Annotated in this window: 10 protein-coding genes; 4 read left to right on the top strand and 6 right to left on the bottom strand. The window is 63.8% G+C overall.

The features are described 5' to 3' along the window. Positions 1 to 28: 28 nt before the first annotated feature. The 3 genes from DXT74_RS14000 to cysD all read right to left on the bottom strand — a co-directional run bounded on the left by DXT74_RS14000 (position 29) and on the right by cysD (position 3,845). Positions 29 to 1,033: a BMP family protein gene (locus tag DXT74_RS14000; RefSeq protein WP_043631498.1), complete on the bottom strand. Its 1,005-nt coding sequence runs from the start codon at positions 1,031 to 1,033 to the stop codon at positions 29 to 31. A 449-nt stretch (positions 1,034 to 1,482) separates the two neighbouring features. Further along, a complete protein-coding gene (gene cysN / locus DXT74_RS13995) occupies positions 1,483 to 2,919 on the bottom strand; it encodes a sulfate adenylyltransferase subunit CysN (protein ID WP_043631495.1) in 1,437 nt (478 codons plus the stop codon). After that, the gene (gene cysD / locus DXT74_RS13990; RefSeq protein ID WP_019102169.1) at positions 2,919 to 3,845 is read right to left on the bottom strand and encodes a sulfate adenylyltransferase subunit CysD; all 927 of its coding nucleotides are present in this window, start codon (positions 3,843 to 3,845) and stop codon (positions 2,919 to 2,921) included. Before cysD ends, cysN begins: the two co-directional genes overlap by 1 nt. Positions 3,846 to 4,053: 208 nt before the next feature. On the opposite strand from cysD, the gene DXT74_RS13985 reads away from it, so the two are divergent. Further along, entirely contained in the window at positions 4,054 to 6,210 is a 2,157-nt protein-coding gene (locus DXT74_RS13985) for an HDOD domain-containing protein (RefSeq protein WP_194426251.1), read from the top strand. A 98-nt stretch (positions 6,211 to 6,308) separates the two neighbouring features. On the opposite strand, the gene DXT74_RS13980 is transcribed toward DXT74_RS13985, so the two are convergent. The 3 genes from DXT74_RS13980 to DXT74_RS13970 form a co-directional block, all read right to left on the bottom strand. After that, positions 6,309 to 7,667, bottom strand: coding sequence for an aspartate aminotransferase family protein (locus DXT74_RS13980; protein ID WP_194426250.1), 1,359 nt, complete (start codon positions 7,665 to 7,667; stop codon positions 6,309 to 6,311). Positions 7,668 to 7,819: 152 nt separating this feature from the next. After that, positions 7,820 to 8,032 (bottom strand): sigma factor-like helix-turn-helix DNA-binding protein, encoded by a 213-nt coding sequence (locus DXT74_RS13975; RefSeq protein WP_019100111.1) that lies wholly within the window; start codon positions 8,030 to 8,032, stop codon positions 7,820 to 7,822. A gap of 189 nt (positions 8,033 to 8,221) precedes the next feature. Continuing rightward, the gene (locus tag DXT74_RS13970) at positions 8,222 to 9,460 is read right to left on the bottom strand and encodes a TIGR03862 family flavoprotein (protein WP_043590545.1); all 1,239 of its coding nucleotides are present in this window, start codon (positions 9,458 to 9,460) and stop codon (positions 8,222 to 8,224) included. Positions 9,461 to 9,700: 240 nt separating this feature from the next. On the opposite strand from DXT74_RS13970, the gene DXT74_RS13965 reads away from it, so the two are divergent. From DXT74_RS13965 to map, 3 genes are all read left to right on the top strand, one after another. After that, positions 9,701 to 11,329 carry a methyl-accepting chemotaxis protein gene (locus DXT74_RS13965; protein ID WP_043590544.1) on the top strand — a complete coding sequence of 543 codons (1,629 nt, stop codon included), beginning with the start codon at positions 9,701 to 9,703 and terminating at the stop codon, positions 11,327 to 11,329. A gap of 86 nt (positions 11,330 to 11,415) precedes the next feature. Next, the gene (gene dbpA / locus DXT74_RS13960; RefSeq protein WP_194426249.1) at positions 11,416 to 12,795 is read left to right on the top strand and encodes an ATP-dependent RNA helicase DbpA; all 1,380 of its coding nucleotides are present in this window, start codon (positions 11,416 to 11,418) and stop codon (positions 12,793 to 12,795) included. Between the two features lie 66 nt (positions 12,796 to 12,861). Further along, a complete protein-coding gene (gene map / locus DXT74_RS13955; protein WP_254894682.1) occupies positions 12,862 to 13,689 on the top strand; it encodes a type I methionyl aminopeptidase in 828 nt (275 codons plus the stop codon). Positions 13,690 to 13,720 lie beyond the last annotated feature (31 nt).

Genomic DNA, 13,720 nt, shown 5'->3' with positions numbered 1-13,720 from the left:
GCGCCAAGCGCTGCGCGGCTCCGGTTGATCAGTTCACCGGGCAGCGATTGGCGGCGCGATAATCCACCACCTTGATCTTGCCGCTGACGATGTCCTTGCGCGCCTGCAGAATCTTCTTCTCCATCTCAGGCGTGATCAGCGAACGGTTGTGCTGGTCCAGCGCCCAGTCCACACCGTTTTCCTTCAGGCCCATCAGCTTGACGTCCGGCTTCCACGCGCCGTTCTTGGCGTCGCGCATGGTTTCGTACACCGCATTGTCCACGCGCTTGACCATGGAGGTCAGCACCACGCCCGGCTGCAGATAGTTCTGGTTGCTGTCCACGCCGATGTAGAACTTCTTGGCGCCCTTGGCCGCCTGGATCACGCCCATATTGGACAGCGCCGCCGCGGCGAACACCACGTCCACACCGCGATCGAATTGGCTCTTGGCCAGTTCGCCGCCGCGCGCCGGGTCGTTGAAGGCGGCATGGGTGGTGCCGATCATGTTCTGCATCACCACCGCCTTGGGATTGGCGTACTTGGCACCCTGGGCGTAGCCGCAGCCGAAGGCACGGATCAGCGGCACATCCATGCCGCCCAGATAGCCCACCTTGCCGCTCTTGGATTTGAGCGCGGCGGCCATGCCCACCAGGAAGGAGCCTTCCTGCTCCTTGAAGGCAATGCTCTGCACATTCGGGCCCTTGGCCACCGAATCCACCAGGGTGAACTTCACCTTGGGGAATTCCTTGGCCACGGTCTCGATGGATTGGGTGTAGGCGAAGCCCACCGCCACCACCAGATCGGCGCCCTTGCGCGCCATATTGCGCAGCATCTGCTCTTTCTGAGCGTCGTTGCTGACCTGGCCTTCGCGGTAGTTGATGTGGAATTCTTTCTTGAAACGTTCGGCGCCGTTGAATGCCGCTTCATTGAAGCTCTTGTCGAACTTGCCGGCCTGATCGTAGATCACGGCGACAGTGAAATCCTTGGCTGCAACCGGACCTGCCAGCAAGATGGCAGCGGTTGCGCCTGCGATGTGTTTCAGCGCAAACGTCATGTTTTATCTTTTCTATGTGGATTACAGTCGATGCGACAGCGCCGCGGGCGGCGTTGCCGGCGCTTCAAGCGAAAGACGGAGGGGGAAACCGAGTGGACCGCGGCTGCCTAAGCAGACGGGACGAAACAGAACCACGCCGCTGCGAAAACCGCAGCGGATACAACGCGCCAATTGAAGCTGCCGGATTGTAGGCAGACCGCCGCCGGCTGTAAACCGGCGTGGCCGATTCCTGCAACAACAGGTCGAAAAACGGACAGCCCGCCATCAGAGCCTGTTTACGATCTACTCGCTTCGTGAGGCGTTGCACGGCGAGAACGGCCTCGAAATGCTCATGCACCACGCCCACATTCCGCTTTCTCAGCCGCTTTCGCCTTGCCTCGCTCTTGCCCGCGAAACGTTCAACAGTCTCTAACCAGGACGGCGGGCCATCGACAACCCGCAACGCCCGCTCAGCGCGGGAACAGCTGGCCTATGTCCTTGGCCTCCCAGTGCGGGAAGTATTTGCGCACCAGCGCGTTCAACTCCAGCTCAAAGGCGCGCAGCCGCTGCAATTCGTCCTGCGGCGCGGCAACCTGCTCTGTCCTGGCCTCCGCAATCATGCCGGCGCCGGCGGTGGCGTTGCTCAACCGGTCTATCACGATGAAGCTGCCGGTGCCGCGACAGGCGGCGTAGGCGTCTATCACCGCCGGCGCGTTCAAGCTGATGCGGCATAGCGCAATCTCGTTCAGATGCAACGCCTCCGCAGGCTTCCTCTCCAGGGTGTTGACGTCCACCTGGTGCAGGATGGCCTCCACACGGCCCGTGACAAACTTGCCGGCCAGCTTGAAGCCGTACTCCTTTCCAGCGCGCAGCGGCGCATCCTGCATCCACACCAGATGAGCGTCCAGGCTTCCGGTCACCGCCGGAGGCGCTTGATCTGCGCGCACGATCATGTCGCCGCGCGACACGTCGATCTCGTCCTCAAGCGTCAGCGTGATCGCCTCGCCGGCGCCGGCCGCGGCCAGTTCGCCTTCGTAGGCCACCAGCGCCTTGACCTTGCTGCGGCGGCCGGAAGGCAGCGCCACGACTTCGTCGCCGGGACGGATCTCGCCTGCGGCGATCGTGCCGCAGAAGCCGCGGAAGTCCAGATTGGGCCGGTTCACGTACTGCACCGGCAGGCGGAAGGCTTCCAGCGCCACGTCGCTGCTCACTTCCACCGTTTCCAGCAGCTGCATGAGCGTCGGCCCCTGATACCAGGGGGCGCCCTCTCCACGGCCAACCACATTGTCGCCGCGCAGCGCGGAAATCGGCACGAAGCGGATGTCCGGGATCTCCAGGCCCTCGGCGAAGGCCAGGTACTCGTCGCGAATACGCTCGAACACCGCCGGGTCGTAATCCACCAGGTCCATCTTGTTCACCGCCACAATCACATGACGAATGCCCAACAGGCTGACGATGAAGCTGTGGCGGCGGGTCTGAGTCTGCACCCCGCGCCTGGCGTCGATCAAGATGATGGCCAGATTGCTGGTGGACGCGCCGGTGGCCATATTGCGGGTGTACTGCTCGTGGCCCGGGCAGTCGGCAATGATGAATTTGCGCTTGTCGGTGCTGAAATAGCGATAAGCCACGTCGATGGTAATGCCCTGCTCCCGCTCCGCTTGCAAGCCGTCCACCAGCAAGGCCAGGTCTATCTCCTGGTCGGTGGTGTTGTACTTCTTGGAGTCTCGCTCTATCGCCGCCAGTTGATCCTCGAAAATCAGTTTGGAATCATGCAGCAGCCGGCCGATCAGGGTCGATTTGCCGTCGTCGACATTACCGCAGGTGATGAAGCGCAGCAGGTCCTTGTTTTCGTGCTGGCGCAGGTATTCCAGAATATCGCCGGCGATCAGATCGGATTGGTGGGTCATCAGAAATATCCTTCCATCTTTTTCTTTTCCATCGAGCCGGCGCTGTCGTGGTCTATCACCCGGCCCTGGCGTTCGGAGGTGCGTGTCAGCAGCATCTCCTGGATGATGTCGGGCAACGTGGCCGCCTGGGACTCCACCGCGCCGGTCAGCGGATAACAGCCCAGGGTGCGGAAACGAACCTGCCTGGTTTCGATGCCGGCCTTCTCTTCCGGGCTCAGATATTCCAGTATCCGCTCATCGTCTATCATGATCAGCGTGCCGTCGCGCTCGATCACCGGCCGTTCGGCGGCGAAGTACAGCGGCACGATCTCGATATTTTCCAGGAAGATGTATTGCCAGATGTCCAGCTCGGTCCAGTTGGACAGCGGAAACACCCGTATGCTCTCGCCCTTGTCTATCTTGCTGTTGTAGATGTTCCAAAGCTCCGGACGCTGGTTCTTCGGGTCCCAGCGGTGATTGCGGTCGCGGAAGGAGTAGACCCGCTCTTTAGCGCGGCTCTTTTCCTCGTCGCGGCGCGCGCCGCCGAAAGCCGCGTCGAAGCCGTATTTGTTCAAGGCCTGCTTCAGGCCCTCGGTCTTCATCACGTCGGTGTGCTTGGCGCTGCCCGCGGTGAACGGGTTGATGCCGGCGTCCACGCCATCCTGGTTGACGTGGACGATCAAGTCCCAGCCGTACTCGCGCGCCTGCTTGTCGCGCAGCGCGATCATTTCCTTGAACTTCCAGGTGGTGTCCACGTGCATCAAGGGGAACGGCGGCTTGCCCGGCGCAAAAGCCTTCTTCGCCAGATGCAGCATCACCGCCGAATCCTTGCCTATCGAATACAGCATCACCGGGTTTTCGAATTCCGCGGCCACTTCGCGAATGATGTGAATCGACTCCGCTTCCAACTGCTTGAGGTGAGTCAGCCTCTGATGACCGATGTCCATGCTTCCTGCCCATCCTGTAGATGCGTTCAAATCTACCGAAAGCCCATCGGCGCATCAAAACCGATTGGATATATCAATATGCTCTTAGCAAATCAACAATTAGTCCAAAGGGCAATAAGAATACCCAAGCAACCGCAGAGGAATCTTCGGCTCGCGCCCCAATAACTGTCTACATTAGTACAAACACGCAAGCCGCACGGAGACAGCGATGAGCGCCGCCGCAGAGCCGGAATACCAAATCGTCGCCACGCTGAACTGCCCGGATGGCTTGTCGGTGCTGCTGGTCAGCCGCGACGGCGAGGCGCTGGCGCTGATGGAGTCCAAGTCGGAGTTGCCGGACACGCCGCCGCGCCCGGCCTTCCGCCACCCCTTGCTGCAAGCCTGGCAGGGACAAGTCCGCCTCGACGACAAACACTACGCCGTCTACCGACAGGACACGCTACAGCCCTTGCGCCTGAAAACGCTGCAGGCGCTGCCGCTGGCCGAACGCATCGGCCTGGCGTGCGACATCCTGGAACCGCTGATCCACCTGCACGCCAGCGGGAAATGCCTGGGGCGGCTCTACCCCGAAACGGTGTTGGCCGACATCCATCAACGCGTCGCGCTGCTAGGCGAGCACGCTTGCCAGACGTTGAGCCCGGAACGCTTGCGTCAGGAACTGCTGCAGGCCGAACAATTGCTGCGCTGGCTAATCAGCGCTGGCGCGCCGGAACGAGAGTGCGACCCGGAATTGGAGCAATGGCTGGCCGCGCTGCGCGACCCGGCGGCCGACGCCGGCGCCTGCCGCCGCGCGCTGGCCGGCCTGCAAGACTGGCTGGCCCGCCATCAGCGCTTTAATCGCCAGGAAGGCGGCCGCGCCGCGCTGGACCACCTGCTGCAACGCATGCGCCACTCGCCGGACTTCCCGGCGCTGTCGCAGGCGATCGCCGCCATCAACAAGAGCAACAACGCCGACAGCGAGCGGCTGCAAGCGCTGTCCAGCGCCATCCTCAAGGATGTATCGCTGACCAATAAACTGCTGAAGGTGGTGAATTCCGCCAATTTCAGCCAGTACGGCGGCGCGGTCAGCACCATTTCCCGCGCCATCGTGATCCTCGGCTTCGACACCATACGCAATCTGGCGCTCAGCCTGCTGCTGTTCGAACACCTGCACAACCGCGCCCATGCCGACGAGATCCGCGACGTGGCGATCAAAACCCTGTTCACCGGCCTGCTGGCGCGCTCGCTGGCGTCGGCCTGCGGCGTGCGCGAGGCGGAAGAGGCCTTGATTTGCGGCATGCTGCAAAACTTGGGCGAACTGCTGTGCGTCAATTATTTCCGTGACGAATACCGGCAAATCCAAATGCTGATCGACGCCGGCGCCGGCGTCGACCAAGCCGCGCACCAGACGCTGGGCGCCCATTACGCCGACCTGGGCGCCGCCACCGCCGCGCTGTGGCGCTTCCCGGAACGGATTCTGACCGGCATGGAGCCGATGCCGGCCGGCGCGGTGCGTCAGCCGCAAACCAGCGAGATGCGGATGAAGGCCTTAAGTTCGCTGTGCCGCGAACTGGTTTGCCAGCTGACTCAGAGCGGCATTGATCAAGCCGAGGCCAGCCGCAAGCTGCTGCAACGCTACAGCCGGGCGCTGGCGCTGGAGTGGGCGCCCCTGGAGCAGCAGCTGGCGCAGGCGCAGACCCTGCTATCCGCCTATCTGGTGGAGCTGGGGCCGGAGGCCGGCCAAGGGCCGCGTTCACAGGCCTTGCGCCAGGCCAGACTCAACAAGAGCGCGCCGCCGCCCGCCGCCAGCGCGCCTCCGCCAACGGCGCCGGACCCCACCCGGCTGCAAGCCACCGCCGGCTCCGCCGGCCGGATCGCCGTGCTGTCCGCCGGCGTTCAGGACATCACCAACACCCTGCTGGGCGATTACAAACTCAATGACCTGCTGCGCATCATTCTGGAAACCATGTACCGCGGCCTGGGCTTCGACCACGCGCTGATCTGCGCGCGCAGCGGGACCGACCTGCCGCTGCAAGCCCGCTTCGGTTTCGGCGAAAAGGTGGAATTGCTGCTGCCGGCGCTACGCGCCGACATCGATAGCGGCGACAGCCTGTTCCGCAAGGCGCTGGAGCGCAACGCCGACATGCTGATAGACGACATCGACGCGCCGGCCATCGCCCAGCACATCCCGGCCTGGTATCGCCAAATGAGCGTGGCCCACACCTTCATCTTGCTGCCGCTGTCCTTGGACAAACGCAAGCTGGGCATACTCTACGGCGACCGCCGTCAAGCGGGATCGTTGGCCATCGCGCCGGAGCAACTCAGCCTGCTGAAAACCTTGCGCAACCAGGCCTTGCTGGCCATTCGCCAGCAAGCCGCGCGCTAAGAACCTGTTTACGATCTGCTTCGCGTCGGCGGGATTTTAGTCAGGCGCGCTCAAAAGCGCGCCTTGCCGCTGCGTCTCCGCGAGGCGCTCCAGCAAACTTAAACCACCTCGCCGGCAAAACCGTCCAAGACCTCTAGCAGGCGATCAACGTCGGCAAATTCGGTGTCCGGACATAGCAACAACATATTGTGGAAAGGGGTGATCAGGAAACCGCGGTTGAGCAGGTAGAGATGAATCACCCGCTCCAACGCCTCATCCTGCATCGCGCCCGCCTCGCCGCCGTTGCGCGGCGGGCGCGGGGAAAACTGGAACTCGCAGCGCGCGCCGACGCGGCTCACGCACCACGGCAGCCGCCAGCGTTCTATCCAGTCCTGCAAACCGTCCGCCAGATGCTGCGCCAACGCGAACATCCGCTGGTAGGCGGCATCGCTCATCACCTCGGCCAGATTGGCGCGCATCGCCGCCGCGGCCAGCATATTGCCGCTCAACGTGGTGCCGATGCCGGAATGACCAGGCGCGGCGGAGCGCTTTGCGCGCTGCGCCCGCTCCGCCAGTTCCGCGCTGAACCCATAGACCGCGCACGGCAGCCCGCCCCCCAGCGGCTTGCCCAGCACCAGCGCGTCCGGCTTCAAGCCGTAAGCCGCGCCGTAACCGCCCGGCCCGCTGCTGATGGTATGGGTTTCATCCAGTAGCAGATAACTGCCGTAGCGGCGGATCAAATCCTGCGCCGCGCTCCAGAAGCCAGGCTCCGGCAACACCATGCCGATATTGGTCATCACCGGCTCGGCCAGCACGCAGGCCACCCGCTCATCGCTCAGAGCCCGATCCAATGCCTCCAGGTCGTTGAACTCCACTACTCGGGTATACGTGGCCGGATCATGCGTCTGCCCCAGCAAACTGGCTCGCCGCCTTGGCCGGCCGTCGATCAGATCGACGAAGGCGTCGTCCACCGTGCCGTGGTAACAGCCGTTGAACACGATGATCCGGTCTCGGCCGCTGGCGGCGCGCAGCCAGCGCAGCGCGAAGCGATTGGCATCACTGGCGCTGAGGGCGAATTGCCAGTGCGACAGACCGAAACGTCGCGCCAGTTCCTCCGCCACCCACACTGCATCCGGCGACGGCAGCATCGCGGTCAAACCGCGCGCGGCCTGATCGGCGATGGCGCGCGCCACCGGCTCCGGCGAATGGCCGAACATCGCGCCGGTGTCGCCCAGACAAAAGTCCAGATATTCATGGCCGTCCACGTCGCGCAGCCGCGCGCCCCGAGCCTCTTCCACATAGAGATTGAACGGGGTGGACCAATCCGCCATCCAATGCAATGGCGCGCCGAACAGCAAATGCTCGCCGCCGGCGGCGGACAGCTGCCGCGAGCGCGGACGCCGCTCGGAAAACATCGCCAGCTCCTGCCGGTGCAGGGCTTGAGCCTTGTCGAAATCGACGCCGTGACGCAAAGCCATGAAGCTCTCCTTAGGAGGGGAAGACTGCGCGTCAGTATATCCAGATGTGGTGAACGGAGGCAGCGTCGCCAACGCCTCCCGGCACAAGGAACAGCCCGAACGCAACGAAGCCCGGCCAAGACCGGGCTTCGTTGCCGCCGTGACGGCGAGCTTTACAAGGGCAGATGGCCCGCCAGCGAGTTGATTTTTTGCAGCGCGCGGCGGAATCGGCTGTGCGCGCGGGACACGGTGGATTCGCTGATGTCCATTTGCTGGGCCGCGAAGTAACCGGTCATGCCCTCCACCTCCATCAGCCACACCGCTTCGCGTGAGCGTTTTTTCAGGCCGATCAGATCGGCCACCTGGTTGAAATCGTCAAGCTTCATCGCGCTGTTCTCCTCAGGCGTTCGCCTTCGCATCATGACAATCCATGCAGTGGGCGGCTTTCTCGACAACGATGTGGCCGCGCGTTCCGCGCGACACTACAAGTATAGAGGCTTGCAAAAAAAATGCAGGCAACGCTCCGTAGAAACACGCAGTCGCCGCCTATTGCGCTGGCGTGGACGCAACAGGCCTCAGCCCTGCCTCATCCAGCGCAGCACGCCGCCCGCGGCGGCGCGTCCGGTGGAAAAGCAGGCGGTCAGCAAATAACCGCCGGTGGGTGCTTCCCAGTCCAGCATCTCTCCGGCGCAGAACACGCCCGGCATCGCCTGCAACATCAGGTTCTCGTCCAACGCGCCGAAAGTCACGCCGCCCGCGGTGCTGATCGCCTCATCCAGCGGCCTCGGCGCCAACAGGCGCAGCGGCAGCGCCTTGATGCCCTCGGCCAGCTTGGCCGGGTCGTTGAAAACCTCCTTGTCCAGGCATTCGCGCAACAAGCCCATGCGCACGCCCTTCAGGCCCAGCCGGCTTTGCAAATGGCTGGACATCGAGCGCGAGCCGCGCGGCCGCGCCACTTCGCCCAGGATGCGCTGCAAGCTCCAATCCGGCATCAGATCCAGATAGCACAAGGCCGCGCCGCTGCGCGCGATTTCATCGCGGATGGCGCCGGAGCAGGCGTAGATCAGATTGCCTTCCACGCCGCCGGCGGTGACGACGAATTCGCCGCGGCGGCTGAACGGGTGGCCAACGGCCGGATGGAACTGCAAGGTCACCGACTTCAACGGCGCGCCGGCGAATTTGTCGGCGAAATACTCGCTCCAGCCGGCGTCGAAACCGCAATTGGACGGCTGTAGCTTGGACACCTCCACGCCACGCTCGCGCAGCATCGCCGCCCAGCTTCCGTCCGACCCCAGCTTGCGCCAGCTTCCGCCGCCCATGGCCAACACCACGGCGTCGGCTTCGGCCAAGCGCTCGCCGTCCGGCGCCGACAGCCGCAGGCGGCCGCGCTCGTCCCAGCCCAGAAAACGGTGACGCACATGGAAGCTCACCCCCGCCTCGCGCAAACGCGTCAGCCAGGAACGCAGCAGCGGCGCCGCCTTCATCTCCTTGGGAAACACCTTTCCGGAACTGCCGATGAAGGTTTCTATCCCCAAGCCGTGCACCCAGGCCCGCACATGTTCGCCGTTGAATACGTCCAGCATCGGCCGCAACTCGGCGCTGCGCGCGCCGTAGCGCTGCACAAAGCTGGCGTGGGGTTCGGAATGGGTGATGTTCATGCCGCCCACGCCGGCCAGCAGGAATTTGCGGCCGACCGACGGCATCGCGTCGTAGACATCGACCCGCACGCCCGCCGCCGCCAGTTGCTCGGCGGCGGCCAGGCCGGCCGGTCCGCCGCCGATGATGGCTACGCGGCGTCCGCTTGTGTCACCCATATACTGCGCTCCTTGAAATCCATGGTGATGAAGATGCCCAACTGCGGCGAGGGCGGGATTTTCACAGAAAACCGCCTCAAACCCAAGCCTAATCGTTTTAACTATAAGTTTGATTTAAACCAACATTCCTACGTCATCAAATCACTACCATCGCGCTGCGACCCATTTCAATAAACCTATAGCGGCAATCGCGCGATTCTACAAACACACCAGGAGAACGGACCCGCCGTCCGCACACGCATGCGCAAATTTTCCGATTGGCCGATCTGGCTGAAACTGACCATGGCGGTATGGTGCTGCCTGGTCCTGGCCTGGAGCGGGCTGATTGCCTGGGAAACCAGCGTCAGCCGCGACATCGCGGTGGAGCAGGCGCAAGACCTGGCCCACAGCATGAACGAAATGACCATGGCCGGACTCACCGGCATGATGATTACCGGCACCGTGGGCCAGCGCGACGTTTTTCTGGACCAAATCAAGGAACTCTCCGCGGTGCGCGACCTGCGCGTGATACGCGGCCCGGCCGTCAGCAAGCAGTTCGGCCCCGGCAACGCCGGCGACAAGAGCCTGAGCGGCGACACGGTGGAACAACAGGCCTTGCGCGACGGCAAGCCCCATATCCAGATCGAATCCACCCCGGCGCTGGGCGAGCACCTGCGCGTGGTCTACCCTGCGTTGGCGTCGCGCAACTACTTGGGCAAGAACTGCATGATGTGCCACCAAGTGGCGGACAAGACGCCGCTGGGCGTGGTCAGCATGCGCATCTCACTGGAAAAACCCTACGCCTCCGTCAGCCGTTTTCGCGATCAAAGCATTCTGTTCGCCATCCTGGCCTCGCTCCCCCTGATGGCGGTGGTGTTCCTGCTGGCTCGCCGCCTCGTCACCCGACCCCTGCAAGCGATGTCGACCGGCCTCGCGGAGCTGGCTCAGGGCGAAGGCGATCTCACGCGGCGGCTGCCGGTGCGCAGCCGCGACGAAATCGGCGATACCGCGCAACGCTTCAACCAGATGCTGGCCGCCATCGCGGAGCTGGTGCGCCATGTAGGCGCTTCCGCCGGCGCGGTGTCGCAGTCCTCGCGCCAGTTGGCCGACGGCGCCGCCCACCTGGCGGAAAGTTCTCACAGGCAAAACCGTCAATCCCAATCCGCGGCCGACGCGGTGGAGCAACTGGCCAGCCATATCGGTGAAATCGCCGGCAAGGCGGAGGATGTCAGCGCCGAGGCCGACCAGAGTCTGCAACGCTCCGAGGACGGCCGCTCCAGCCTCTGCCAGCTTCAACGCGAAATCAGCCAAGTGGAGCAAGCGGTGCGGTTGATGGCTCAGGCGGAAACCGAACTGGCCAGCTCCACCTCCAGCATCACCAATATGACCAAGGAAGTGCGTGAAATCGCCGAACAGACCAATCTGCTGGCGCTGAACGCGGCGATTGAGGCCGCGCGCGCCGGCGAGCAAGGCCGCGGTTTCGCGGTGGTCGCCGACGAGGTGCGCAAGCTGGCGGAGAAATCGGCCCGTTCCGCCAGCGAGATCGACGCAGTGACCGGCGCGCTGAACCAGAAAACCGACGCGGTGCGCGCCGCGGTCAACGCCGGCCTGTCCTCGCTGACCGCCAGCCGCCAGTCCGCCGACAGCGTGTCCAGCGTGCTGGACGCGGCCAACCAGTCCGTAGCCGAGGTGCGCCAGGGCCTGCGCCAGATCGTCGCCGTCACCGAACAACAGCGAGCCGCCAGCCAATCCGTGACCGGCAGCATCGACGCCATCGCGGAGATGGCTCAAACCAACGACCAAGAAATCGGGCAAACCGTGAACGCCGCCGAGCAACTGGAGCAATTGGCGCAGCGGCTGACGGAATCGGTATCGCGCTTCACAGTCTGAACGGTGCCGGCGGCGGACATCCGATTTGGCCGTTGGCCGCCGGCCTGTTACACTCGCAGCCCGATACCGTAATACGCCAAGTCATTGTGAAAAAAGCCGCTTTCTCTATCCTGCCCCTGCCCGCCGCCCTATTGTCCAATCTGGACAGCCTGGGCTACCACAGCATGACCGCCATCCAGGCCGCCAGCCTGCCGGCGATCCTGGACGGCCAAGACCTGATCGCGCAGGCCAAGACCGGCAGCGGCAAAACGGCGGCTTTTGGGCTGGGCATCCTCGCGCGACTGAATCCGCGCTGGTTTGGCGTGCAGGCACTAGTGCTCTGCCCTACCCGCGAACTGGCCGACCAAGTGGCGCAGGAAATCCGTCGGCTGGCGCGCAGCATAGACAATGTCAAAGTAGTGACCCTGACCGGCGGCAGCCCGATGGGACCGCAGATCGGCTCGCTGGAGCATGGCGCCCACATCGTGGTGGGCACCCCTGGCCGGCTGCAGGACCACCTCTTCCGCGGCTCGCTGAATCTGTCCGGCGTCGGCACCCTGGTGCTGGACGAGGCCGACCGCATGGTGGACATGGGCTTTATCGAGGAAATCGTCGGCATCGTCCGCGCCTGCCCGCGCCAGCGCCAAACCTTGATGTTCTCCGCCACCTACCCGGAAGACATCCGCAAGATCAGCGCGCAATTCATGCGTCGCCCGCAGGAAATCCAGGTGGAGTCGCTGCACGGCGGCGAACGCATCGAACAATGGTTCTACAAGATCAAGCCGGAACAGCGGCTGGAAACCGTCACCACTATTCTGCAACACCTGCGTCCGACTTCCGCGTTGGCCTTCTGCAACACCAAGGAACGCTGCAAGGAGCTGGTTCGCGACCTGCAGGCCCGCGGCTTCAGCGCGCTGGCGCTGTACGGCGACCTGGAGCAGCGCGAACGCGACCAGATCCTGCTGCGCTTCGCCAACAAGAGCGCCACCGTGCTGGTGGCCACCGACGTGGCCGCGCGCGGCCTGGACATCAAGGAACTGGACCTGGTAATCAACGTCGACGTCACCCACGACCCGGAAATCCACATCCATCGCATCGGCCGCACCGGCCGCGGCGAGTCGATGGGCCTGGCGCTGACCTTGGCCGCCGACAACGACGACAAGCGGCTGGCGCTGATTGAAAGCTATCAGCAGGCGCCGCTGACCTGGGCCAAGCTGGACCAGCTGACTCCGGCCCCTGGCGGTCCACTCCTGCCGCCCATGGTCACGCTGGAGATCGCCGGCGGCAAGCGTGAAAAGCTGCGCCCCGGCGACATCCTCGGCGCGCTGACCGGCGACGCCGGCTTTGCCGGCACCCAGATAGGCAAGATCAACATCTTTGAATTCGCCAGCTTCGTGGCGCTGGACCGCGCCATCGCCGAGCAAGCGCTGGAGCGCTTGTCCGCCTGCAAGATCAAGGGCAAGCAGTTCAAGATGCGCCTGATTTGAACGCCAACGCGCCCCCGGCCCGACAAGCACTGCCGGGCCGGGGGCGTTTTTGCTAGAATACGTCTCATTAGCCGCAGACACGCACATCACCAGAATCCCATGAGCATCCAACTAAAAACCGCCCAAGACATCGAAAAGATGCGGATTGCCGGCCGCCTGGCGTCGGAAGTCCTCGACTACATCACCCCCTTCATCAAGCCCGGCGTCACCACCGAAGCCATCGACAAGCTCTGCCACGACTACATCGTCAATGTGCAGGGCGCGATCCCGGCGCCGCTGAACTACGCGCCGGACGGCCACAATCCGTATCCCAAATCGGTATGCACCTCGGTCAACCACGTGATTTGCCATGGCATCCCGAACGACAAGCCCCTGAAAAGCGGCGACATCATGAATCTGGACGTCACCGTGATCAAGGACGGCTACCACGGCGACACCAGCCGCATGTACCACGTGGGCAACGTCAGCGAACACGCCCGCCGCCTGTCCCGCGTCACCTATGAATGCATGTGGCGCGGCATCGACAAGGTCAAGCCGGGCGCCACGCTGGGCGACATCGGCTACGCCATCCAGCAGCACGCGGAAAACTCCGGTTACAGCGTGGTGCAGGAATTCTGCGGCCACGGCATCGGCACAAAATTCCACGAAGAACCGCAAGTACTGCACTACGGCCGCCCCGGCACCGGGCTGGAATTGCAGGCCGGCATGATCTTCACCATCGAGCCGATGATCAACCAGGGCAAACGCCACCTGCGCATGCTGGGCGACGGCTGGACCGTGGTCACCAAGGACCGCAGCCTGTCGGCGCAGTGGGAGCATACCGTGCTGGTCACCGACAGCGGCTACGAAATCCTGACTCAGTCCGCCGGCACGCCGCCCAAGCCCGGCAAATAAAAGAAATGCTCAATCATCAGCCCGGCGCCGC

Source organism: Chromobacterium sp. Rain0013 (genome assembly GCF_015291765.1).
In the GTDB taxonomy this organism is placed as follows: Bacteria; Pseudomonadota; Gammaproteobacteria; order Burkholderiales; family Chromobacteriaceae; genus Chromobacterium; species Chromobacterium haemolyticum.
The sequence above is the reverse complement of the archived record's forward strand: the minus strand, read 5'-3'. Positions and strand labels throughout refer to the sequence as shown.